At 69.4% G+C, this 22,755-nt stretch carries 22 protein-coding genes, 1 tRNA gene and 1 riboswitch; of the genes, 9 read left to right on the forward strand and 14 right to left on the reverse strand.

The window, feature by feature from the left end:
* Position 1 precedes the first annotated feature (1 nt).
* From ACILRB_RS01455 to ACILRB_RS01500, 10 genes are all read right to left on the reverse strand, one after another.
* Entirely contained in the window at positions 2-865 is an 864-nt protein-coding gene (locus tag ACILRB_RS01455) for a DUF58 domain-containing protein (RefSeq protein ID WP_395664524.1), read from the reverse strand.
* Complete coding sequence (locus ACILRB_RS01460; RefSeq protein WP_395664525.1) at positions 862-1,839, reverse strand: AAA family ATPase; 978 nt, start codon at positions 1,837-1,839, stop codon at positions 862-864. Before ACILRB_RS01460 ends, ACILRB_RS01455 begins: the two co-directional genes overlap by 4 nt.
* A gap of 106 nt (positions 1,840-1,945) precedes the next feature.
* Positions 1,946-2,248, reverse strand: a complete 303-nt coding sequence (locus tag ACILRB_RS01465; RefSeq protein WP_395664526.1) for a methanol dehydrogenase [cytochrome c] subunit — start codon at positions 2,246-2,248, stop codon at positions 1,946-1,948.
* Between the two features lie 107 nt (positions 2,249-2,355).
* Positions 2,356-3,015: a cytochrome c(L), periplasmic gene (gene moxG, locus ACILRB_RS01470; protein ID WP_395664527.1), complete on the reverse strand. Its 660-nt coding sequence runs from the start codon at positions 3,013-3,015 to the stop codon at positions 2,356-2,358.
* 44 nt (positions 3,016-3,059) lie between these two features.
* Positions 3,060-3,908 carry a methanol oxidation system protein MoxJ gene (gene moxJ, locus ACILRB_RS01475; RefSeq protein ID WP_395664528.1) on the reverse strand — a complete coding sequence of 283 codons (849 nt, stop codon included), beginning with the start codon at positions 3,906-3,908 and terminating at the stop codon, positions 3,060-3,062.
* 133 nt (positions 3,909-4,041) lie between these two features.
* Complete coding sequence (locus ACILRB_RS01480) at positions 4,042-5,910, reverse strand: methanol/ethanol family PQQ-dependent dehydrogenase (protein WP_395664529.1); 1,869 nt, start codon at positions 5,908-5,910, stop codon at positions 4,042-4,044.
* Between the two features lie 381 nt (positions 5,911-6,291).
* Positions 6,292-7,209, reverse strand: coding sequence for an HlyD family secretion protein (locus tag ACILRB_RS01485; protein ID WP_395664530.1), 918 nt, complete (start codon positions 7,207-7,209; stop codon positions 6,292-6,294).
* 18 nt (positions 7,210-7,227) lie between these two features.
* The gene (locus ACILRB_RS01490) at positions 7,228-7,437 is read right to left on the reverse strand and encodes a DUF1656 domain-containing protein (protein WP_395664531.1); all 210 of its coding nucleotides are present in this window, start codon (positions 7,435-7,437) and stop codon (positions 7,228-7,230) included.
* Complete coding sequence (locus tag ACILRB_RS01495; protein ID WP_395664532.1) at positions 7,434-8,516, reverse strand: FUSC family protein; 1,083 nt, start codon at positions 8,514-8,516, stop codon at positions 7,434-7,436. The genes ACILRB_RS01490 and ACILRB_RS01495 overlap by 4 nt, the downstream gene beginning before the upstream one ends.
* A 147-nt stretch (positions 8,517-8,663) precedes the next feature.
* Positions 8,664-9,077, reverse strand: coding sequence for a hypothetical protein (locus ACILRB_RS01500; protein ID WP_395664533.1), 414 nt, complete (start codon positions 9,075-9,077; stop codon positions 8,664-8,666).
* Positions 9,078-9,381: 304 nt separating this feature from the next.
* Here ACILRB_RS01500 and ACILRB_RS01505 point away from each other — a divergent pair, with 304 nt between their 5' ends.
* From ACILRB_RS01505 to ACILRB_RS01525, 5 genes are all read left to right on the forward strand, one after another.
* Positions 9,382-10,221 (forward strand): hypothetical protein, encoded by an 840-nt coding sequence (locus ACILRB_RS01505; protein WP_395664534.1) that lies wholly within the window; start codon positions 9,382-9,384, stop codon positions 10,219-10,221.
* Positions 10,218-10,802: a chromate transporter gene (locus tag ACILRB_RS01510; RefSeq protein ID WP_395664535.1), complete on the forward strand. Its 585-nt coding sequence runs from the start codon at positions 10,218-10,220 to the stop codon at positions 10,800-10,802. Before ACILRB_RS01505 ends, ACILRB_RS01510 begins: the two co-directional genes overlap by 4 nt.
* A gap of 24 nt (positions 10,803-10,826) precedes the next feature.
* The gene (locus tag ACILRB_RS01515; protein ID WP_395664536.1) at positions 10,827-11,357 is read left to right on the forward strand and encodes a chromate transporter; all 531 of its coding nucleotides are present in this window, start codon (positions 10,827-10,829) and stop codon (positions 11,355-11,357) included.
* 64 nt (positions 11,358-11,421) lie between these two features.
* Positions 11,422-11,637, forward strand: a riboswitch (cobalamin riboswitch).
* 111 nt (positions 11,638-11,748) lie between these two features.
* On the forward strand, positions 11,749-14,124 hold the full coding sequence (gene metE, locus ACILRB_RS01520; RefSeq protein ID WP_395664537.1) for a 5-methyltetrahydropteroyltriglutamate--homocysteine S-methyltransferase: 2,376 nt from the start codon (positions 11,749-11,751) through the stop codon (positions 14,122-14,124).
* Positions 14,121-14,906 carry an acyl-CoA thioesterase gene (locus ACILRB_RS01525; protein WP_395664538.1) on the forward strand — a complete coding sequence of 262 codons (786 nt, stop codon included), beginning with the start codon at positions 14,121-14,123 and terminating at the stop codon, positions 14,904-14,906. Before metE ends, ACILRB_RS01525 begins: the two co-directional genes overlap by 4 nt.
* A 54-nt stretch (positions 14,907-14,960) precedes the next feature.
* Here ACILRB_RS01525 and ACILRB_RS01530 read toward each other — a convergent pair whose 3' ends face one another.
* Positions 14,961-16,307, reverse strand: coding sequence for a TAXI family TRAP transporter solute-binding subunit (locus ACILRB_RS01530; RefSeq protein ID WP_395664539.1), 1,347 nt, complete (start codon positions 16,305-16,307; stop codon positions 14,961-14,963).
* 246 nt (positions 16,308-16,553) lie between these two features.
* Here ACILRB_RS01530 and ACILRB_RS01535 point away from each other — a divergent pair, with 246 nt between their 5' ends.
* Together ACILRB_RS01535 and ACILRB_RS01540 are read left to right on the forward strand one after the other, a co-directional pair.
* A complete protein-coding gene (locus tag ACILRB_RS01535) occupies positions 16,554-17,222 on the forward strand; it encodes a VIT1/CCC1 transporter family protein (protein WP_395664540.1) in 669 nt (222 codons plus the stop codon).
* A gap of 45 nt (positions 17,223-17,267) precedes the next feature.
* Positions 17,268-17,708 carry a hypothetical protein gene (locus ACILRB_RS01540; RefSeq protein ID WP_395664541.1) on the forward strand — a complete coding sequence of 147 codons (441 nt, stop codon included), beginning with the start codon at positions 17,268-17,270 and terminating at the stop codon, positions 17,706-17,708.
* A gap of 16 nt (positions 17,709-17,724) precedes the next feature.
* On the opposite strand, the gene ACILRB_RS01545 is transcribed toward ACILRB_RS01540, so the two are convergent.
* Complete coding sequence (locus ACILRB_RS01545; protein WP_395664542.1) at positions 17,725-18,561, reverse strand: N-acyl homoserine lactonase family protein; 837 nt, start codon at positions 18,559-18,561, stop codon at positions 17,725-17,727.
* 84 nt (positions 18,562-18,645) lie between these two features.
* On the opposite strand from ACILRB_RS01545, the gene ACILRB_RS01550 reads away from it, so the two are divergent.
* A complete protein-coding gene (locus tag ACILRB_RS01550; RefSeq protein ID WP_395664543.1) occupies positions 18,646-19,257 on the forward strand; it encodes a TetR/AcrR family transcriptional regulator in 612 nt (203 codons plus the stop codon).
* Entirely contained in the window at positions 19,247-19,729 is a 483-nt protein-coding gene (locus tag ACILRB_RS01555) for a hypothetical protein (RefSeq protein WP_395664544.1), read from the forward strand. The genes ACILRB_RS01550 and ACILRB_RS01555 overlap by 11 nt, the downstream gene beginning before the upstream one ends.
* A gap of 71 nt (positions 19,730-19,800) precedes the next feature.
* Here the strand turns inward: ACILRB_RS01555 and ACILRB_RS01560 are convergent, their stop codons facing one another.
* Together ACILRB_RS01560 and ACILRB_RS01565 are read right to left on the reverse strand one after the other, a co-directional pair.
* On the reverse strand, positions 19,801-21,786 hold the full coding sequence (locus tag ACILRB_RS01560; protein WP_395664545.1) for an alkyl/aryl-sulfatase: 1,986 nt from the start codon (positions 21,784-21,786) through the stop codon (positions 19,801-19,803).
* A 735-nt stretch (positions 21,787-22,521) separates the two neighbouring features.
* A tRNA-Glu gene (locus tag ACILRB_RS01565) sits at positions 22,522-22,597 on the reverse strand.
* Between the last annotated feature and the right edge of the window lie 158 nt (positions 22,598-22,755).

Here is a 22,755-nt window from a genome sequence, read left to right on the forward strand (position 1 = left end):
CTCAGCGCTCCGTCAGCGCGCGGGAGAGCTCTTCGAGATCGAGCCTGTCGACGACGCGCACGGGCGCCGCGCCATGGCGCAGGAACAGCCGGTCGAGCGCCGCGTCATGCGCCCGCGCCTCGTCGAGCCAGCGCCGCCGCAGCGAGGGCCGCATGAAATAAAGGCGGCCGCGGCCGGTTTCGAGGTCGCGCAGCTCGATCAGGCCGAACGTCGGCAGGCCCTCCTCGCTCGCCGTGTCCCTGAACACGATCGGCGTGACGTCATGCGCGGCGAGGCTCGTCATCAGCGCCTCGGCCCTGTCGAGAGAAAAAAGGAAGTCCGACAGCACGAACACGAGCTTGCGCCGGCCGCCGAGCCGCGCCGCCGCCTCGATGAGGCCGTCGCCGCCGGCGCCGTCGGGCTTGTGGCGCGCGAACAGCGCGTCGACGTCCTGCTCGACGCCGCGCCGCCGCGTCGCGCGGATGTAAAAGTCCTCGCGCGGACGCTCGCCCGCGCCGACGATCCCGAAGGCGTCGCCGTAGCGGGCGGCGGCGCGGGCGAGCGCCGTCGCGACGCGGCGCGAAAGCGCGAAGGCCGAGCCCGCGCCCTGAAACCCGAGCGAGGCCGAAAGATCGACGAGCGCATAGACGTCGACCGCGCCCGGCGGCTCGAAGCGCCGCACCTGGAGTTCGCCGAACACGTCCTTCAGCGTGGCGCGCAGGTCGATGTGGCGCGGCTCGGGATGGCGCGAGAACGGCGCGTGGGCGCGAAAATGGCCGAGCCCGCCGTCCTCGCGGCTGCGGTGCGCGCCGGGCCGCCCGCCGCGCGGGCGAAGGCGCGGGCGATAGGCGATCAGCGCCCCGTCGTCGATCGGGCGCTCGCTCACGGCGCGGGAACGACGTCGAAGGCGCGGCGGCACAGTTCGGCCACGAGCGGCTCGCGCCGCAGCTCATAGATCGGATCAAGGAAGATGCGGTGCGCCATGACGGGGACGAACATGTCGCGGATGTCTTCGGGCGCAAGAAAATCGCGCGCCGCGAGAAAGGCGCGCACGCGCGCCGCGCGGATGAGATAGCTGAGGCCGCGCGCGCTGCCGCCGCCCTGCACGAGGCGCGTCATGTCGACGCCCTCGATCTCGATGCCGGCCGAACGCGGGTCGGTCACGGCCTGCGCCAGCGCCGCGACATAGGCTTCGATCGCGTCGCTCGCGCGCACATGCTCCTGAATCGCGACCGCCGTCGCATTGAGGCCGCGGAAGTCGACGAGCCCCTCGGGGAGGGTCTCGATCAGCGCGTCGACGTCGTGGAAGCGGGTGTCGAAGATGAGCCTGCGGCGCGTCGCGGCGTCGGCCGGCGGCGCGATGGCGATCTCCATGAAGAAACGGTCGCGGGCCGCCGCCGGCAGCTCGAACGTTTCTTCGCGCTCGACGCGGTTGCGGTCGGCGAACACCTGCAGATGCGGAAAGGCGTAGTCGCGGTTGAAGGCCTTGAGCCTGCGCTCGGCCATCAGGCGCAACAGCAGCGCATGGGCCTGCGGCCGCGCCCTGTTGATCTCGTTGAAGAAGAACACGGCGAGATCCTCGCCGTGGCGCAGCGCCGGCCCCGGATCGACGCGCGGGCGCCCGTCCTCGTCGACATAGGCGCTGTAGACGAGATCGCCCGGCGCGAGGTCGATCGCGCCCTCGACGCGCTCGAACGGGCCGCCGACCGCGCGCGCGACGGCGCGCAGCAGCGTGGTCTTGCCCGAGCCGACGTCGCCTTCGAGCAGCACATGCCCACGTGCGAAAACGGCGATGACGAGGAGCGCGACGGCGCGCTCCTGTCCGAGCACGACCTTGCCGATCGCCTCCTGCATCAACATCGCCGAGCTTCGGGCGGCGGAGAGAGACGGCGCTGTTGTTGTCATTTTTTTGCTGTCGTCTTCATGGACCGGGCGAGAGGCCGCGGCCGCCGCCCTGCTCACGCGTTCAGTTCGAAATCTTGTCGATTTCGTAGACGAATTTGCCGCTCTTCTTGAAATTGGCGACGCGCTTGGCGTTGCGCTCCTCCATCATCTTGATGGAGTCGCCCTGCTTGGCGAGCTCCTTGGGCTCGTGCTTGGGGTCAAACTTCGTGCCGGCGATTTTCGCCGGAAAGCCCGGCTTCGGCTCCCAGCAATTGCCGGGCGCGACGCAGGTCTGTCCGTCATAGGCGAAGGCCGGCGCGAGCGCGCAGACGATGAACGCGCCCGCGGCCAGGGCCGGAAGCGTGAAGGCGATCTTCTTAAGCATTATTTCCTCCTGCCTTATCCTCGCGCCTGGCGCGACTGGTTTGGGCGCCGGGGCGCCTGACGGAGACGGCGGCCTGCCTCAGCCCGCCTCCGCATCTCTCGAAATTCTCATTCCTCGGGCTTCCCGGCGTCGATCGCGACCTGCTTCTTGATGGCGGCGGTCGCCGCCTCGGTCGCCGCCGCGGCGGTCTTCGGATTGCACATGCCGGGCGAATCCTCGGGCAGGGGCGGCTCGTTGTGGTCATAGGGCTTGAAGGTCGTCTTCTGCGCGTCGGTCAGCCACACCGCGCCGCTGGCGCCGTCCTTGTAGAGATAGCGCACCCAGGCCATGATCTGGAGAAGCTCGTCGAGCGTCAGCTCGCCGCTGTGCGGCCCCATCTGCGCCTGCGCGCCGCCGAAGATCGTCTCGAACAGGCCCTGGTCGTGCTGGTTCTTCGGATAGGTCCAGTAGTCGTCGTTGAGGCCGGGGCCGATCTTGCCTTCGCCGAGATGGCCGTGACAGCCCGAGCAGGCGGTCAGGAACAGCGAGCCCCCCTTGGCGAGGCAGCTCTTGTCATTGTTGTAGGGATTGTGGCCTGTCGAGAGGAACAGCTTGACCCCGGGCGTGTCGCGCCCTTCGGGCAGCGCGTCGGCGAGGGAAAGCGGCTCTCCAGTGACCGTGCTGCGCAGATCGAGCGTGGTGGCGGGGGTCTGCGCGATTGCGGCGCCGCCCAGCGCGGCCGCGAAAAGGCCGAACACGACGTTCCGGCGAAAACCGTTGAACTTCATATCTTGTCCCAAACCGTGTTGTAGATCGAAAAAGCCGCCCGGCCTCACATGCCCTTGTCGAGCACGGCGACGCCTTCCTGCTTGAGGATCGCCGCGATCTGGCCGCGGGCCTTGACGAGCCCTTCGTCGACCTGCTTGAGAAGCGCCGGATCGTCCTTGCGGACGCCGACCGACTGGTCGAAGTGCATCGGCGTCGCCCGCCCGTCGGACCGCTTCACGTCGTCGTCGATGACGGTCATGCGCAGCGGCACGGTCGAGGCCGCGACATAGCGGGCGACTTCGGGCGCGAAGCCGACGCCGAGGCCGGCGCGGCCCGAGGCGACCTCGTCGACGATGCGTTCCGGCGGAATCTGTGTGTACTGGTTGCGCGGCGCCTTGAAGTTCACAAGCGAGTAGAGATAGGCCATGTTGTCTTCGTAAAGGCCCTTCTCCTTCAGCATCTGCTCGCCCGGCGTGCCGAAGCCGACGACGACATGCCCGAGGCCGGCGATGCGCGGATCGCTCCAGGACCTGACGTCGAGATTCTGGTCGGCGCGCGTGATGAACACATAGGCCGAGCGATAATAGGGCGCGCTGGCGAGGACGCGGTCGTCGCCCTTGTCGAGGCCGATCACGACGTCGCACCGGTTCTTGTCGAGATAGTCGCGCACGAGATAGATCGCGGGCTTCTCGGACCACACGAAGACCGGCTTGCGGCCCATGCCCTCGGCGAGCGCGACGCCGATCCTGTTCTCGAAGCCGGAGCCGTCCTTCATCGAGAACGGCGGCTCGTTCTGCGCGGCGCAGATCCTGAGATCCTGGGCTCCCGCCTCCGCGGCCGGCGCGGATTTCGCGCCCGAGGCGCCCATGCACAGGAGGAGCGAAGCGGACAGCAGCGCGGCTTGATGGCGCATGAGTTTGGTCCTTGCGGAAATCGGAAAAAAGCGCGGAGCGCCGCAGCCGCCGGTCCGGGAGGGACGACGCTCCGCCCTGCCCGCTTCGCGGCCGGTCGGGGCGGCCGCGAAGCGCAGGTTCACAAAGGCCGGCTCAGTGCGCCGAGACGAACTCGCCGACGTTCGGATCGTCGTAGGGGCCCTTGCCGTCGAGCGAGAACACCATGGTCCCGCCGCCCATCTGGGTGTAGTTCGCGAGCTTCTTGAAGGCGCCGACGGCGCCGAGGCCGGCAGTCGGATCCTGCAGGTCGAACACGAGGCCGACGCCCGGCCAGCCGCCGACGCCATAGTTGATGGCGACGTACTGCGTGCCCTTGTGAGTGTAGGTGATCGGGTAGCCGATCACGCCGGACGGCAGCTTGAACTTCCAGAGAAGCTCGCCGGTGTCACTGTTGCGGGCCTTGATGAAGCCGTCAAGCGTGCCGTAGAACACCACGTCGCCGGCCGTCGCGAGCGTGCCGCCCCAGACGGCGAAGCGCTCCATCTTCTCCCACTTGAACTTGCCGGTGATGGCGTTGTAGGCCTTGACTTGGCCAAGGCCCTCGTAGTTCTGCCGGTCGCCCTTGGGTCCGGGATACATGTTCAGCGTCGCGCCGACGAAGAACTGGCCCGCCCGGTAGGGCAGCATGAAGGGCTCCCAGTCCATGCAGATGTGGTTGATGCCCATGTAGAACAGCTGGCGCTGCGGATCGTAGGAGTCATGGCCCTGGTTGTGGTAGCCCATGGCCGACGGGCAGACGTCGCGCGCCAGATGGTCCATCCGGGTGCCGAACTCCGGATCGCGCACGGGCGTGCCGGACTTCAGGTTGACTTCCTTGAACACATTGACCGTGTCGTCGATCTTGTCGGCGCTGACGAGGTCGCCGTTGGTCCGGTCGAGCGTGTAGACGATGCCGTTGCGGTCAGGATGGGTCAGAAGCTTGCGCATCTTGCCCTCCTTGTCCTTCTGCTCGGAGAGCATCATGACGTTGACGCCGGCGAAGTCCCATTCGTCGTGCGGGGTCTTCTGGTAGCCGAAATGCGCCTTGCCGGTGTCGGCGTCGCGCCCGAAGATGGTCATCGTCCACTTGTTGTCGCCCGGGCGCATGGTCTCGTTCCACGGCGCCGGGTTGCCGGTGCCGAAGTAGATCATGTTCACGTCGGGGTCATAGGCGTACCAGCCCCAGTTCGTGCCGCCGCCGATCTTCCAGGCGTCGCCTTCCCAGGTCGAGGTGCCGAGGCCCTTCTGGCCATATTGGGGGTTCTTGATGTTGAAGTCGTCGGCGAGCAGCAGGTCGCTGTCCGGGCCGGTCGCGTAGGCGCGCCATTTCTGCTCGCCGGTGCGCACGTCGTAGCCGGTCACGTAGCCGCGCACGCCGAGCTCGGCGCCCGACGAGCCGATGATGACGAGGTCCTTCACGACATAAGGGGCGATCGTCAGGGTCGAGCCGACCTTGATGTCCGAGTTCTCGATCTTCCAGTAGCTCTCGCCCGTGTCGGCGTTGAGCGCCTCGACATGGCCGTCGAGCAGCGTCTTGAAGATCAGGGGCGGGGTTTTGCCGTCGCCCGGCCAGTAGGCGAGGCCGCGGTTGACGACGTCGCAGCAGGCCACGGCGCGGGCCGCCGGATTCTGCTTGGGCTTCGACTGCCACAGGATGCGGCCCGGGTCGTCGAGGCCGAGGGCGAAGGTGGTGTTGGGGAACGGCGTCGAGATGTACATCTTGCCGTCGACGACGAGGGGGGCGCCCTCATGGCCGTTCAGCACGCCGGTCGAGAAGGACCACGCCGGACGCAGGCGCTTGACGTTCTCCGCGTTGATCTGGGTGAGCTTGCTGTAATTGTCGGAGTGGTAGTTCTTGCCGGGCATCACCCAGTTTTCGTCGCTTTTCGACAGCTCGTTCAGTTTGTCGTTGGCGAGAGTGAGACTGGGCGCCGCGGTGCAGATGAGCGCGGCCGTGGATACAGACGTCAATAATTTACGCATGCTCGCCTTCCCTGATTTCCCGCCCGTTCGGGCTTCGCCATGTCCTCCGGCGAGCGCCCGTCGCGTATGCATCCGTCTTCGGATGTTGTTTTGTTGAGCGCGTGCAGCGCCGAATTGCGTAGTCGTCCGCGTCGTCCGGGCGCCGCATGCGGTGGTATTAAGCACTCCATTGGTATTAGCGGAAGTGGGACAAGTGCCATTTCGCTCGGGACAAAATGGCAAACGCTTTGAGCGGATCGCCCCGTTCTGCTCGGGCGCAAGGCGCGCGAGACGTCGCCCGCGGCGCAAATGTGAATGAGGCGCCGGCGTCTCACGCCCCAAAACGCGCCTTTTGCGCCGGATGAGCGCAGCGATTCGCGCGGCCGAGCTGTTGATTCGGCGTCAGGGCAGGACGCGCACCGTGGCCGTCATGCCGGCGACGAGGCGCACGCCGGCGGGGCGCGCGCCGATCGCGACGCGCACCGGGATGCGCTGCGCGAGGCGCACCCAGGTGAACACCGGGTTGACCGACGGCAGCCCGGCGACGCCCGGCGCGGCGTTCGGGTCCATCACGCCATGGGCGAGGCTTTCGACCCGGCCCCCGATGGGCTGGTCGGGATAGCCCATGAGGATGATCTCGACCGCGTCGCCGATGCGGATGCGCCGCAGCTGCGTCTCCTCGAAATAGGCCGTGACCCAGTAGCTGTCCGAATCGACGAGCGTCATCGCCGCGCGTCCGGTCAGGGCGTAGGTTCCGGCCTGGAGCAGGAGATTGGCCACGAAGCCGTTGACGGGCGAGCGGACTTCGGTCCTCCCGAGATTGAGCTTCGCGTCGTCGAGGCTGACGAGCGCGCCGTCATAGGCGGCCTTTGCGATCGCGGCCCGGCTTTCGAAGCTCTGGCGGCTTTCCGGGCTGACCGCGTCGTCGCCGAGCGATTCGCGCCGCGCGGCCTCCGCCTGCGCGTTGGCGAGCTGGGCCTGCGCCTGGGCGAGCGCCGCCTGCGCCCGCCGCACGGCGATGACATAGTCGCGGTCGTCGATGCGGAACAGGAGATCGCCCTTGCGGACCTGCTGGTTGTCGGCGACGAGCACCGCCGTGACCTCGCCCGAAACCTGCGGCGCGACCTGGGCCGTATAGACGCGCACGGTTCCGTCGCGCGTCCATGGCGTGCCGAGATAATAGCCCCAGGCGAGCCAGGCGAGCGCAAGCGATCCGGCGAAGACCGCAAGCGTCGTGAACAGGCCGAAGGCCGAGGGCCCGGCCGGCGCGGCGGCCGGCGCGGCGGGGGCGGAAGCGGCGTGTGATGCCTCGTTCGTCATGCGTGCGGCGTCCAACAATCAGCGTCCGAGCAGAAGGGTCAGGCCCGACAGCAGCGCGACGAACAGGCCGAGTTCGAGCGCGGGCGTGCGCGCGGCGACGGCGAGGCCCGGCGCGCGGCGCAGGAGCGCGAGCGCGGCGCATGTCGCCGCAAAGGCGATCGGCAGGCAGAGCGCGAAGGGCGCGACATAGACGCCGAGAAGGTCGACTTCGCGCAGGGGAAAACTCATGGCGCGCTCCGCCACACGAGCCGGGGCAGGATGAAGCGGTAGGCCGCGATCCCGCCGGCGACGCCGGCGAAGATGGCGAAGGTCTCGTTGATCGACGCGACCGGGTCGAACTGCATCGGGTTGGCGGGATCGGCCGCCAGCAGGAAGGAAAGATTGAAGCCGATCGCCGTGTCGGCGCTGCGCGGGTCCTTCATGCCGGCCGCGCCGACGAAGATGAAGGGCGCGAGCGTCGCGGCGAGCATGGGGAAGGAGGTCGGCGCGGCGAGCAGGACGAATTTGACGAACAGCCCGAGCCCCTGGCCGATGGCGACGCCGCGCAGATAGGCGGGCGTGCGGCGGTCGGCGTCGGGCGCGGCGCCGAACACGACCACGATGACGGCGACGAAGACGACGAAGACCCCGCCGTCGGTCCAGGCCGTCGCCAGCCACAGGGCCCAGGAGAGGGCGACCGCGACGAAGGCGCGGACGCCGCCGGCGGCGACCTCGGCCGGCCCGGGCCGCGGCCCCGCCGCAACGTTCGCCGGCTGCTGGGCGCTCAGGAATTCGGAGAGCGCGCTCGCGACATAGGCGCAGGCGACGCCGAGAAAGATGTCGGCGCCGCGCGCGGTCGCGACCGAGAAGGCCGACAGCGGATCGGGCGCGCTCAGGATCACGAGCAGGCTCGCCGTCAGCGCGGCGAGCGCCGCGCCATAGGCGGCGTTGCCCGAGAACCGTCCGCCGCACCAGGCGCAGAACGCGCACCACGCGGCGAGAAAAAGCCCCATCGCGACCGGGCTCTGCGCCAGCAGCGCCACCCCGGCCATGCCCGCCACAAGGCCGAGAACGGTGCCCCCCGCCCGCCACGCGCCTTTCGTCGCCACGAGGCCGTGGGTCGGCAGGGAGAGCGACATGACGGTCCACGCCGCCCAGCGCGGCGTTTCGAACTGAAGCTGCATGGCGAGCCAGAGCGCGGCCAGGGTCGCGGCCGTCGCGCGCAGGCCAAACAGCGCGCCCGAGGCGTCGAGCGGCGACAGCCGGCGCGCCGCCGCCGCCGGCGCCGCGGCAATGAGTCGGACGCCGGAGCGGGGCGCGGCTGGCATCTTCCGGTTCTCCTGGCTCGGGTTCCTCTGGCGTCAGAGGGGCGCCCGGCGCGCGAAGCGGGCGCCGCCAGACTATCGCCGATCCGGCCGCTCACGCCAATCATACGAAGGCATGCGGGCGCCCGCGCGGCGCGGCCCCCGAGAGGGTCAGTCGACGCACAGGCAGCGCGCGTCCTCGCGGCACCGGCCCCGGCGCGCCGCGTCGCGAACGGCGGGGAGGCACGCCGCGCGCTCGTCCGGCGCGCAGGCGACGCGGCAGCCGCGGCAGGGACCGTCGTCGGGCGTCGAGCAGGCGTTTCGACCGGGCGCGCCGCCGGCGCCGCGCCGGCGCGCCGGCGGCTTTTGCGGCGCCGTTTCAAGGACGACGCATTCGCACAGATTGGGCGCCCAACAAGTCGCCCCGGTCTGTTCGCCTTCCTGGCAGAACGCCTGCCGTCCCTCGGGACAAATGACGGAGCAGCCCGGGCAGACCATGTCGCCCTTCACGCCGCAGGCGGTTTCGGACCGCGCCGGCGACGCGCACAGGATCAGGAGGGCGAGGGCGATTCGTCGATGGGGCATGGCGGCCTGTCGTCTCGCGGCGCGGCGTCGGGGCGCCGGCGCCTCGATCAAACCGCGTTTTTCGCGGCGCGGCAATTTTCTGAAGGCGCCGGCTTGTGAAAGAATCGGACGCGTTTCAGGAAGAACCTGGCCTCGATGGCGCTTTGAAGATCCCGCCTCGGGCGCGGGCGCGCCCGCGCAGGTTTCAACGCAGGATTGCAGCCTCGCCGAAAGCGCCGCGACAGGCCCAAAAAACGGCGCGGCGCGCTTGCCTCGCCCGCGCCCGCCGGCCATGATCGCGCGCCAGTCAGACGGCGGAGCCGCCATGGACGACGTCCATTACCGCGAATACAAGATCCTGCTGCGGCCCGAACGCTTCTTCGCCCCAAGCCAGTTCGAAGCCTTCTGGAAGAAGGTCCGCGCCGTCGCCGAAAAGACCGGCGTCGACGTCGAAACGGCGAAGCGCGCCTTCGACCGCGAGGTGCGCGAGATCCAGTTCTACGACACTGACGGCGCCGACCTCTACCGCAACGCCTTCATCCTGCGCAAACGCACGTTCTATGTCGACGGCTGGCCCGCCGCCGAGCATGAGCTCACGCTGAAATTCCGCCATCCGGAGCTTCCCGTCGCCGCCGCGACGGACGTGACGCCGCATCTCGCCGTCGACGCCGACATCAAGTTCAAGGAAGAGATCCTGCCGCTCAAGGCCAGCGTCGGCGGCCTGCGGCGGCTCTATTCGCACAATTGCGTCCTCGCCACGCCGCAGCTCGAGATCGAGCAGGGCCTCGCCCATATCGCCAGCGTGTTTCCCTGCCTCGACGCGCTCGTGAAATCCTCGAACGGGGCGCCGCTGCGCCTCGTCAACGACCTTCCCGTCGAGGAGATCATGGTCGAGCCCGGCCGCCTCGACTTCGGCCACAGGCTCGACGCCAAGGCGACCATCGCGCTGTGGCGCAACCGCTCGACCGAAACCTCGCTCATCGGCGAATTCGCCTTCCAGGCGAAGTTCGAGAGCTATGACGGGCTGAGCGACAAGGCGAAGGCGCGCTCGGAGGCGTTCTTCATGGAGCTGCAGCGCGACGCGCCCGAATGGGTCGCGCTCGGGACCACCAAGACGGCCGTCGTCTACCAGTTCGGCGGCCGCCCGGAGTGCGGCCGCGAATGACGGACCGCCCCGCCCCGGCCCCCGCTCGCGCCGCGCCGCCCGCCGCCGCGCCCTCGCTTGGAAAAATCTTCGCGGTCTTTTTCGTGATCGGCGCGACGAGCTTCGGCGGCGGCGTCGTCGCCTATCTGCGCGCGGCGCTGGTCGAGCGCGAAGGCTGGCTCGACGACGAAAGCTTCCTCGCCGCGCTCGAGGTCGCGCAGGCGCTGCCGGGCCTCAACGCCACCAACATGAGCGTCATCGTCGGCGAGCGGCTGCGCGGCGTCCCCGGCGCGGCGGCGGCCTTCGCCGGCATGACCCTGCCGGGCGCGACGCTGCTCATGACGCTCGGCGCGCTCTACGCCGCGCATATGGGAAATCCGGTGGTGAACGCCGCGCTCGCCGGAATCGGCGCCGCCGCCGTCGGCCTGCTCGCGGCGACCACGCTGCAGATCGGCCGCAAGCAGCTTTCGGGCGCGCTCGACGTGGCCATCGCGCTCCTCACCCTGTTCATGGTGAGCGGCCTGCATCTCTCCCTGATGATCGTCATCCTTACGGTCGGGCCCCTCGCCGTGCTGCTGCGCCGGCCGCGCGGCGGGGCGTGACGCGAAGGCCCCCGGAAAGCAGCCATGAACTTCGGACTGAATTTCGCTGTGCTCAGCGTGTTCTCGCTGCTCTCGGTGCTCGCCGTCGGCGGCGGCGCGGCCGTGCTGCCCGAGATGAAGACGCTCATCGTCGAGCAGCGCCACTGGCTGACGGAAAGCGAATTCCGCGACGTGTTCGGCCTCGGCCAGATGGCGCCGGGGCCGAACATGCTGATGGTGCTCGTCATCGGCTATCGCGTGTCGGGCCTTTTCGGCGCGCTTCTCGCCTTCGTCGGCTTCTTTTTGCCGGCGAGCGTCATCGCCTTCTGCGCCTCGCGCCTGTGGGACCGTTTCGAGGGCTCGCCCTGGCGCGCCGCGCTGCAGAAGGGCATGGCCCCGCTCGTCGTCGGGCTGATGGCCGCGGGCGTCGTCTCGATCGGCCGCACGGCGGTCACGGACGCGACCCAGGCGGCGCTGGCGTCTGCGACCTGCGCCGCCATGCTGCTCCTGACGCGCGTCAACCCCGCCCTGTTCGTGCTCGCCGGCGGCGTGATCTGCGTGCTCCTCAGGCCGTGACGCATATTCGGCATGGCGACATAAAGATATCGTTATATCGACTTGACGCGGCCGCGTTTTACGGCCAGTCTTGCGCCGTCGTGGTTCTCCGGGCCTGCCTCAGGCGCCGGAGCTAAGAGGGAATCCGGTGAGCCGCAAGGCGAGGCCGGAGCTGCCCCCGCAACTGTAAGCGGCGAGCCTGTCGTCCATCTCGCGCCACTGAAGCCGCACGGCTTCGGGAAGGCCGGACGCAGGCCGTGACCCGTGAGCCAGGAGACCTGCCGCGACAGCATAGTCGTCCCTGGGCGGGGTGTCCCAGCGGCGCGCTTGCGCGTCCGCCGGCGGCCCGCCGCGCGGAATCTCGCCTGCGTCCGCTCGGTCTTCGCCCCCAATGTTCATTGGGGTTGAGCCGATGTCTTCCGTTTCTCCTGTCTCCGTTTCTTCCGTCGCCGAACGTCTTCTGCCCGTGAGCGCGCTCGGCGCGCCGCGGATCGGCCCGCGCCGCGAGCTCAAGGCCGCGCTCGAAGCCTACTGGTCCGGCAAATCCGGCGCCGACGCCCTGCTCGCGGCCGCGGCCGGGCTTCGCGCCGCGAACTGGGCGCGCCAGCAGGCGCTCGGCGTCGACGTCATTCCGTCGAACGACTTCTCGCTCTACGACCATGTGCTCGACGTCAGCGCCATGGTCGGCGCCGTGCCCGAGGCCTATGGCTGGACCGGCGGGCCGGTGCCGCTCGACGTCTATTTCGCCATGGCGCGCGGCCGCGGCGAGAGCGCCTGCGGCCATGGCGCGCACGCCCATGGGCCGGGCGCGCCGGCGCTCGAAATGACCAAATGGTTCGACACCAACTATCATTATCTCGCGCCGGAATTTTCGCGCGGGCAGGCGTTCGCGCTGACCTCGGCGAAGCCCGTCGACGAATATCTCGAGGCGAAGGCGCTCGGCGTCGAGACCCGGCCCGTGCTGCTCGGGCCCGTGACCTATCTCAAGCTCGGCAAGTCGAAGGACGCCGCGCTCGATCCGCTGTCGCTGCTCGACGGGCTTCTGCCGGTTTACGCCGAAATCCTGCGCCGCCTCGAGGACGCCGGCGCGCGCTGGGTCCAGATCGACGAGCCCTGTCTCGTGCTCGACCTCGACGACGCGACGCGGGCCGCGTTCGCCCGCGCCTATGAAACCCTCGCCGCCGCCGCGCCGACGCTGAAGATCATGCTCGCGACCTATTTCGGCGGCCTTGGCGACAATCTCGACCTCGCCCTCGGCCTGCCCGTCGCCGGGCTGCATCTCGATCTCGTCCGCGCGCCCGAGCAGCTCGCGCCGGCGCTGGAGAAGGCCCCGCCCGCGCTCACGCTTTCGCTCGGCGCGATCGACGGGCGCAACGTGTGGCGCGCCAGCCTGCCGAACATCCTCGACCTGATCGAGCCCGCGGTCGCCGCGCGCGGCGCGGACCGGCTTGAGATCGCGCCCTCCTGCTCGCTGCTGCATGTTCCGCTCGACCTCGAGCTTGAGGCCGACCTCGACCGCGACCTCAAGGAGTGGCTCGCCTTCGCGATCCAGAAGATGGCGGAGCTTTGCGTGCTGCGCCTCGCGCTGGTCGAAGGCCGCGCCGCCGCGGTCCGGCCGCTCGCCGAATCGGCCGCCGCCGTCGCCCGCCGCGCGGCGTCGGGCAAGGTTCACGACCGCGACGTGCAGAGGCGCGCGGCGGCGGCCGACGCCGCCATGACGCGCCGGCGCGGCGCGTTTGCGGCGCGCAAGCCGGTCCAGGACGCGACGCTCGGCCTGCCGCTCTTCCCGACGACGACGATCGGCTCCTTCCCGCAGACGGTCGAGGTGCGCAAGGCCCGGGCGGCCCATGCGAAGGGGACGCTCGATGACGCCGGCTACGAGGCCTTCCTGCGCGAGGAGACGGCGCGCGCGGTCGCCCTCCAGGAAGAGCTCGGCCTCGACGTGCTGGTCCATGGCGAGTTCGAACGCAACGACATGGTGCAGTATTTCGGAGAGCGGCTCTCGGGCTTCGCCTTCACGAAGCATGGCTGGGTGCAGAGCTACGGCTCGCGCTGCGTGCGCCCGCCGATCCTTTTCGGCGACGTCTCGCGCCCGAAGCCGATGACGGTCGAATGGTGGAGCTACGCCCAGTCGCTCACGAAAAAGCCGATGAAGGGCATGCTGACGGGGCCCGTCACGATCCTCAACTGGTCCTTCGTGCGCGACGACGTTCCGCGCGCCGAGGCCTGCCGGCAGATCGCGCTCGCGATCCGCGACGAGGTTCTGGACCTTGAGGCCGCCGGCGCGAAAATGATCCAGATCGACGAGGCCGCCCTGCGCGAGGGGCTGCCGCTGCGCCAGGCCGACCGGGCGGCCTATCTCGAGTGGGCCGTCGAATGTTTCCGGCTTGCGGCCTCGGGCGTCGCCGACGCGACTCAGATCCACACCCACATGTGCTACTCGGAGTTCAACGACGTCATCGACTCGATCGCGCGGATGGACGCCGACGTCATCTCGATCGAAACCTCGCGCTCGAAGATGGAGCTGCTCGACGCCTTCAAGACTTTTCGCTATCCAAACGAGATCGGCCCCGGCGTCTATGACATCCATTCGCCGCGCGTTCCCGAGGCCGACGAGATGACGCGCCTCCTTGCGCTCGCGCGCGAGCGGCTCTCCGACGGCCAGCTCTGGGTCAACCCGGACTGCGGCCTCAAGACCCGCGGCTGGGCCGAGGCGAAGCCCGCGCTCGCCAACATGGTCGAGGCCGCGCGCCGGCTGCGCGCGCTCGCCGCGGAGGCCGCGGAATGAGCGCGGCGCAGGCCGCGAAGGGGTCTGTGACGCGGCTCGTCGACATCGTCTTTCCGGGCGACGCGAACCATCACGGCACGCTGTTTGGCGGCGCCGGCCTCGCCCATATGGACAAGCTCGCCTTCATCGTCGCCTCGCGCCACGGCCATGTCGATTTCGTCACCGCCTCCTGCGAGCGGATCGACTTCAAGGCGCCGGCGCATATCGGCGAGATTGTCGAGCTTTCGGGTCGCGTGACGCGGGTCGGGATGCGCTCGCTCGCCGTCGAGGTCGCGCTCGTCGCGGAGGCCCCGCTGTCGGGCGAGCGGCGCCTTTGCGCGCGCGGCGCCTTCAACATGGTCGCGGTCGGCGAAGGCGTCGAGCGGATCTGCGGCCGCCTGCCGCCGCTCGCGCCGGCGACGGAGGACGAAGACGACGCCCTGCGCATGACGGAGCTCGTCTTTCCGGGCGACACGAGCCATTACGGCAGCCTCTATGGCGGCGTCGCCCTCGCCGCGATGGGCCGCGCCGCCTTCGTGGCGGCGACGCGCCATTGCCGCAAGGCGGTGGTCATGGCCTCGTCGCGGCGGGTCGACTTTGAAAGCCAGGTGGCGACCGGCGAGATCGTCGAGCTCGTGGCGCGGATCGTCGCCACGGGGCGCAGCTCCATGACGGCGGAGATCGATCTCTTCGCCGAAAGCCTGCGTTCGGGCGAACGGCGCCGGTGCGCGCGCGGCGCCTTCGTCATGGTGGCGGTCGACGCGCGCCAGCGGCCGGTCGGGCTCGGCGCCTCGGCCGCCTGACGCGCCCTGCGGACGCGCCCGGGGTCCCGCCTTCCCCGGGCGCCGACGCCAAAATCAGGCCAGCGCGGCGCTTCTGGCCGACGTCTCGCCGGGCGGGGCGTGGCCCGGCCCCTCGCCGGGCCCTCCCGGGCGCAGCATCTGGCGGCGGATGTCGATCGCGTGGCGCGCATGGGAGATGGCGATCTCGAAAGCGGCGGCGTTGGAGGCGTCGACCGACTGCGTCGTGACGAACCAGGCGACGACGCCCTTGAGGTCCGTTTCGAGCGTCTTGAGATCCTCCTCCTGCGCCGACAGCGCGTCGTCGGCGAGCTGCAGCAGACGGTCGATCTGGCGGCGCTCGCCCAGCGACTTGCGGCGGTTGAGGCTCGACACGAGCACCGCGGCGAGCGAGCCGGCGATGCTGAGGCCGAGGCCGCCGAGATAGAGATATTGCTGGATTTCGTCGAAAAAGCTCTGGTCGCCTTCGTTCAGATAGGAGGCGACGCCCGGGTGCACCGGCAGCACGGGATTCTTGGCGTCGGGATCGGGCGCCTCGATCTGCGCCGCGAGCGGCGTCATCGCCTCGAGCCGCGCCTTGGTGCGGAACAGGGAGCGCGCGATCGCCCCGGCGACGGCGTCGGGCATCACGTCGGGCGAGACGAGGCGATAGGTGACGGCGAGCGTCGTCACCGTGTCGCCCGGCACTTCGGGCCGGCCGCGGAAGGCGCCGGCCGGGGCGTCGAGCGATTCGAAGCCCGGGAACCGCTGGTTGATGGCGTCGGCCTCGTCGATCGCGAGCAGCGTCGGCGCGCCGCCGCCCCTGGCCGTCATCGACCGCACGACGTCGACCACGGGGCCCGGGCCGACCGGGCCCACGGCGAAGGCGGCCGCCGCATGATGCGCGCGAATGGCCTCGCCGATCTCGTTCGCCGGCAGAAAGATCCGCTTCACCGAGGCCGGCGACACGTCGAAATAGCTGAGAATCGTGTCGAGCGCCTGCGAATCGAAGCTTTCGAGCGGGCCTGCCGGAATGGCGACCGTGCGCCCCGAAAGGGCGCCGACCGAATCGACCGGCGATTTCGGCGGCGTCAGGAAGGCGACGGCGTCGCGGCGCAGGATGGCGATGGTTTCGCCGTTCGACGGCGTCGCCGCGTCGCTGCGCACGATGGCGAGCTCCGCCGTGCCGGTCTCGACCGCCTTTGAGGACGCCGCGAGATCCGCGACCGGCACGAGCTCGACGCGCACGCGCGGGTGATCCTTTTGCGCGAGCTCGGCGAAAGCCTCCATGAAGCGGTAGGCGACCGAGCCCTTCGGCCCCGTCGCGACGCGCAGGTCGGCCTTCAGCGACCAGAAATGAAACGCCGCGAGAACCGCCAGCGCCACAACGGCGAGACCGATCGCCCAAAGCCATGTCCTGCGCATCTGGAGCTTCTCCGGCATCCTCCTGCGGCCGCCTCGCGAGACTCATGACATGATTTCAGACCGCGCGACAGGCCGCGTGTCGTCGCGGGCCGACGCCTAGCATGACGGCGGCGGACGGACTTGACCGCAGCGGACGGGATCTTGACGATGGGCGGGCGCAGGGCGCCGCTTGCCCGGATTTTTGAGATGTCCGGCCTGCGGCCCAAGGCGCCCTGAAGAACGAGACCTTCCAAAGGACGAGATGGCATGTCTGCGGCCGCGCGTGTTCTGTCGTCGTTCAGGGCCTCGATCGGCGACGTGGTGTTCGGCATGGAGGATGGAGCCGTCTCCATCTTCGGCCTCGTGTTCGGCGTCGCCGTCAGCACCGACGACCCGCGCACGGTGCTGATCGCCGGCGCGACCGGCGCGGCCGCCGCCGCCGTCTCGATGATGGCCGGAAGCTATCTCGACGCGGAATCGGTGCGCGACGCCCGGCGGGCGCGGCGCGACGGGCCGGCCGACCCGGCGGCGGCGCGGCGCGAGGCCGAAGCCGTCGCGGCGGCGCTCGCGCGCGGCGGCATGGCCGAACAGGACGTGCGCCAGGTGGCCGACGCGCTCGCCCGCGCGCCGCGCGCCGCGGCGGGGCTGCGCGCCGAACTCGCCGACGCCGAGGGCGCGAGCCCCGTCGCGCAGGCGTCATGGATGTTCGCCTCAGACCTCGTCGCGGGCTTCACGCCGGTGCTGCCCTTCGCGTTTTTGCCCATGGCGAGCGCCCGCCTCGTCTCGCTCGCCCTGACCGCGACGCTGCTGGCGGCGCTCGGCGTCGGCCGCGGCCTCGTGGCGAAGCGCTCCACGCCGCGCGCCGTGGCCGAGACCATGGCCATCGCCGTCTCGGCCGCCCTCGCCGGCGTGGTCATGGGCCGGCTTTTGTCATGAGGCGAGGGCTGGCGCGCGCGCCGGCGGGCGTGGTAGATCGGCGCGATGCGTCAGATGCAGGCGAACGAGCGCGCGGACGGGACGGGCCGGCCCGCGACCAACTGGCGCGAGATCGGCTGGATTACGGCCGCGCTCGCAGGGTTCTTCGTCGCCGACCGCTGGTTCGACGTCCCGGTGGTCATCTCGGCGCCGATCGCCTTTCTGGGGGCGATCGTCTACGGCTATTTCGCGCATGAGCGCTCGGCGCGCCGCAGGGCCGAACTGACCGAGGCCGCCGCGGCGGCCTGGGCCGAGGTCGAGGCCGCGGGACAAAGCCTGCGCGAGGCCGAGCTTGGCGGCGCGCCCGCCGCGCTGGTCGCCACGCGCGGCGAAGCCTACGCCGCCGCGCTCGACCGCTCCGCCATCGTCGCGAAGCTGCTCGCCGACCACGCCGCGCTGCATGGCGAAGGCGCCCGGCGCGGGCGGGCCTGGCGCCTTGGCCGCTGACCGCGCGGTCCGGCGCTCAGACGAACGCCTCTTTCGCCGCCAGCCGGCGAACGCCGTCCGGGTCGTGCGCCGGCAGGATGACGGTCGGCCGCAGCGCCGCGAACGCCCTGACGGCGCGCAGCGTCGCGAGCGAGGTCGCGGGATCGTTGGTGACGCCGTCGACGCGCCCGGCGCGCAGGTCGTCCTGCGAATAGGTCGCGTCCCCCGCGATGAAATAAGAGACGTCGTCGTCGCGCACGATCACCGAGCAATGTCCCGTCACATGGCCGGGCGTCGGCACGAGCGCGATCCGCCCGTCGCGGGTGAGCGGATACGAGCCCTCGAACGGGCCGATCGGCGGGCCGTCCGTCGTGACCAGCTCGGGCTTCAGCCAGACGGGCCAGCGCTGCGGCAGGCAGCCCGTCATCATGCCCCTGAGACCCGTCGAGACGGCGTAGTTCTCGCGCGGGCCGATGATCCGGTTATGCGGAAAATGGTCGAGCCCGCCGGTGTGGTCGTGATGGAAATGGGTGAGGACCACCGCCGCGAGATCGCGCGCGGGATCAAGCCCCATGGCGCTCAGGCGCGGCCCGACTTCCTCTCCGGGCGCGACGCGGATCGACACCTGTCTGTAGAACGGGTTCCAGCGCGGCAGATAGCCCGGCGCCGAATTGCGCCAGGTGTCGCCCGTGTCGATGAGGAAACGCCCCTCCGGATGCTCGATCAGGAAGCAGAGAATCGGCAGCGGCGCGACCCAGTTCGGATCGCGGAAGATGTCGATCTTGCGGCCAAGGGCGCCGCGCCCGTCGCGGCCGACGCGCTGCGCGGTCTTCATGCGGGCCTTGCCGGTTTCGATGGCGGTGACCTTGATCATGGCGGCCTCCATAAAACGAATATTCATTCTTTTAACGTCGCCGCCCGCCCTTGTAAAGAACGGATATTCGTTTTATTAAAAAGCATGCCGAAAATTTCCGACGAGAAGCGCGCCGCCCGCAGGACGCAGATCCTCGAAGCCGCCTGGAGCTGCTTCCAGGCGCAGGGCCTGCACGCCACGACGATGGACGACATCATCAAGGCGTCCGGGCTCTCCGCCGGCGCGGTCTATTCCTATTTTTCGGGCAAGGACGCGCTCATTCTCGCGGCGGTGAAGACGTCCCTCGGCGATTTGCAGGCGCTGCTCGAACCGCTCCTGCGGGAGCCGCCGCCCTCGCCCGGCGTGTTCGTCGAGCGGGTCGCGGCGGCGGTCGCGCGCTTTTCCGCGCGGGACGGCTACGATCTGAGGCGCGTCGCCCTGCTCGGCTGGAGCGAGGCGCAGCGCAATGCGCAGCTGCGCGAGACGATGCGGGGCTTCTATCTGGCGTTTCGCGACAGGCTCGCCGACGCCGCGGCGCTCTGGAAAAAGGCGGGCGCATTGGGAGCGGACGCGTCGGCGCGCGACGTCGCCAAGACCCTGCTGTCGGCGATTCTGGGCTTCGTCGTCCAGTCCGCGATCATGGACGACGTCGAGCCGAAGGATCTCGCGCGGGGCCTGCGGGATCTTGGAAAAGGGGGGAACGCCGATGCGGGGTGAGGCCGGCGCGCCGCGCCTGAGAGTCTACGCCGTCCTGCTCGGGCTCCAGACGATCGCCTCCGGCGCGCTGGTCGCCGTGGTCTTTCCCCTGTTCCAGCAGATCGTTTCGCAGTCCGGTCAGCCCCAGTCGCTCGAAACGTCGACCGTGGTCGCGGCCCTCTGCGCGGCGCTGGCGATGCAGGCCTGCTACTGGACGCGGTACCGCCGCACGCCGATCCGGGCGCCGTTCCACAACGCGCTGGCCGGCCACGCGCTGATGTTCGCAAGCCGCGTCAGCTTCTTTTTCTCGGCCGCGCTGTTTTCGGCGATCTTCTTCCGCCATGTGCCGCAGCTCGAGGCCCTGCCCCCGCCCGGGCAGGGCTTCGCCAAGGCCGTCGGCGTCATGATCCTTCTGTTCGCGTCCTTCTGCTATGCGCTGGAGCTGGAGCGCCTCGGCCGCGCCGTCGAAGAGCCCGCGCCGCACGCGAAATGACGCCGGGGCCGACGGCGGGGGACAGGGACCGAGGCGGCCCGCCGGCTACAGACGCCGTCGCCCACGCACGGCTAGGGCGTCACGATATTGAACCAGAACTCGAAAGTGTCCAGATTCGACACGACGCTCTGGAGCTTCGCCCGGTCTCCCGCGATCTTCACGTCGCCCGCGGCGATCGCGTCCTGCAGCCTGACCTGCTGGAGGATGATGTTGTTCAGCGTGTCCCGTGAAAGCGTCACCGTCGCGTCGGCGTCGGCCGCCTTCCTGCCGGCCGTATGATTGAGGACGCCGTTCTCAAGCTCGACGAAGTAGAGTCCGTCCTTGCCGAGATCGAAATTGAGCTTCGCCTTCGCATCGCCGGCCTTTTGCGCGTTGAGGCGGACGCCGAGGTAGTCGAGGAACATCTCCACCGACATCGCCCGGACTGTGTCGGGGCTCGCGGTGTTGGGCGTCGGCAGCTTCGCCACGCCCTTCCTCAGCTCCTGCGCGCCGGTGAGATAGAAATTGCGCCACGGGCCGGATTCGGCCTGATAGCCGAGCTGTTCAAGAGCGTCGGCCTCAAGGTTCCTGGCGGCCTGATTGCCCGGGTCGGCGAACACGACATGGTAGGCGACTTGCGCGACCCAGCGATAATCGCCCTTGTCGTAGGAGCTTCTGGCTTTCTTCAGAACCTCGTCCGCGCCGCCCATGAACTCGACATATTTCTTGCTCGCCTCGACCGGCGGCAATTCGTGCAGCGTCGCCGGGTTGCCGTCGAACCAGCCGAGATAGAGGACATAGGTCGCCGCCACGTCGTGATAGACAGAGCCGTAATAGCCGCGGTTCGCCCAGACGTTGGCGAGGCTGTCGGGCATCTTGAACGCGTCGGCGATCTCGCGCATCGTCATGCCCTGATTGAGCATGCGCAAGGTCTCGTCGTTGATGAAGCGGTAGAGGTCGCGCTGGCTCTTCAGCAGGGCGACGGCCTTGCCGTTGCTCCACGTCGGCCAGTGGTGCTGCGCGAAGACGACATCGACCCTGTCGCCCCACATCGACAGCGCCTCGTTCAGATATTTCGACCACGGAAGCGGTTCGCGGATCTTGGCGCCGCGCAGCGAATACGTGTTGTGCAGGGTGTGGGTCGCGTCTTCGGCGGCCTCCATCGCCTTTTTTTCCTCGATGAACCACATCATCTCGGCCGGCGCCTCGGAGCCCGGCGCCATCAGGAATTCATAGGTCAGCCCGTCGATGACATGCGTCTCGCCGGTCCGGGTCACCGTGTCGGTCGGCGGAATGAGCGTGACCGTGCCGGCCGAAGTCGTCGTGCCGAGGCCGGCGCCGACCTGCCCTTTCGGGTCCGGCGGCAGCAGATTGCCGTACATGTAGCTCGCTCGGCGGCTCATGGCGTTGCCGGCCATGACGTTCTCGGCCACCGCGGCCTCGAGGAAGCCTTCGGGAGCGTAAATCTTGACCTTTCCGGCCGCCACGTCCGCTTCGTCGACGACGCCCTTGACGCCGCCGTAATGGTCGACGTGACTGTGGGTGTAGATCACCGCCTTGACCGGCTTCGCGCCGCGGTTGGCGTAGTAAAGATCCATCCCCGCCTTGGCGGTTTCGGCGGAAATGAGAGGATCGACGACCGTTATCCCCTCGGCGCCCTCGATGATCGTCATGTTGGACAGATCGGCGTTGCGCACCTGATAGATGCCGGGAACGACTTCGAACAGGCCGCTCAGGGTGATGAGCTGCGCCTGGCGCCACAGGCTGGGGTTGACCGTGTCGGGCGCGGCGGCGTCCTGCCTGATGAAGTCATATTGGCGCGGATTCCAGATCATGTTTCCGGACGCGCCCTTGATCGCCTCCTGGGGCAGCGGGGCGATCAAGCCGCGGCGCGCGTCGTCGAAATCGGATTTGTCCGAGAACGGCAGCACGCGGAGCAGCGCGTCGTTCGCCGCTTTCGTGGCGGGCGTCGCGTCCTTTCGCGCGTCCTGGCTTTGCGCAGGAGAGGTCGACGCCAGAAACGCGCCGACGAGAAACGCGGAGGCGGAGAACGGGAGATTGGCAAAAGCTGTTCTCATGAAGTCCCTGCCCCCATGCGCTCCGCGGCCGAAAGCGGCCCGCGACGTCCTGGCCGACGCGCTGGCGCAATCTTGGGCCAGTGCGCTGTGTTAATCGCGACAGCCCATATCCGTTCCCGTCGCGTCCTGACAAGACCGGCCGGGCCACGCGCGCGGAAAGCCGGCGCGGCGCCCGTCGTCCGTCCTTCCGGCCGTCGCCCGCCTGTTGACGAGCTTCGCCGTCCGGCTCTCGACCGGCGCGGTCTTCATCTGGTTCGGCCCCCCCCCCCCGGCGCGGGCGCGGCGCGCAGGCGGCTTCGAGGTTTGCGGCCCTGGCGTCGGGCGCCTCGATCTTTTCGTCGAGATCGGCGGGCCGCAGGGTGTGGCGCTCGTCCGGCCCGTCTTCGGGCGCGACCCTGACGGCTTCGGGCCACGCCGGCCGTGGCTTGCGGCGGGCGGCGTTTTACGCGTCGAGAGGGTCGAGGAGGCGCGGCAGGAGGCGCGTCTGAATTTGCGCGCCAAGGCCAATCGCGGGACGACGGCCGCCGCTCTCTTGACCGTGAGCCGCCGCCGTTCGGCGCGGCGGCGAAACGACGGCGCAGCCCTGCCAGACGGACAGGCGCCGCGATGCGGCGCGCCTTGGCGACGAGGGCGCCACCCCGCAAAACTGCGTGGAAACCCACGGCGCTTCAGACCGATATATTGGCCAAAACTTGGACAGGGATGCGCGCCAGCCGTCCAACGCATTGATTTTATTGGCGCGCCCAAGGGGAATCGAACCCCTGTTTTCGCCGTGAAAGGGCGACGTCCTGGACCGCTAGACGATGGGCGCGGCCTGGCGTGCTTTGGAGCGGACGCCAGCGGCGCGAGATATAATCGGGGATTTCCCGGCTGGCAAGCGCGGCGCGCGGGGCGCCGGGCGCAAAAGGCGGAACCCCAGCCCGAAACGTCCGCCAGCCCAAGACCTGGCTTCGCCAAAAGACCCGGATT

Source organism: Methylocella sp., from assembly GCF_044226135.1.
Classification (GTDB): Bacteria; Pseudomonadota; Alphaproteobacteria; order Rhizobiales; family Beijerinckiaceae; genus Methylocapsa.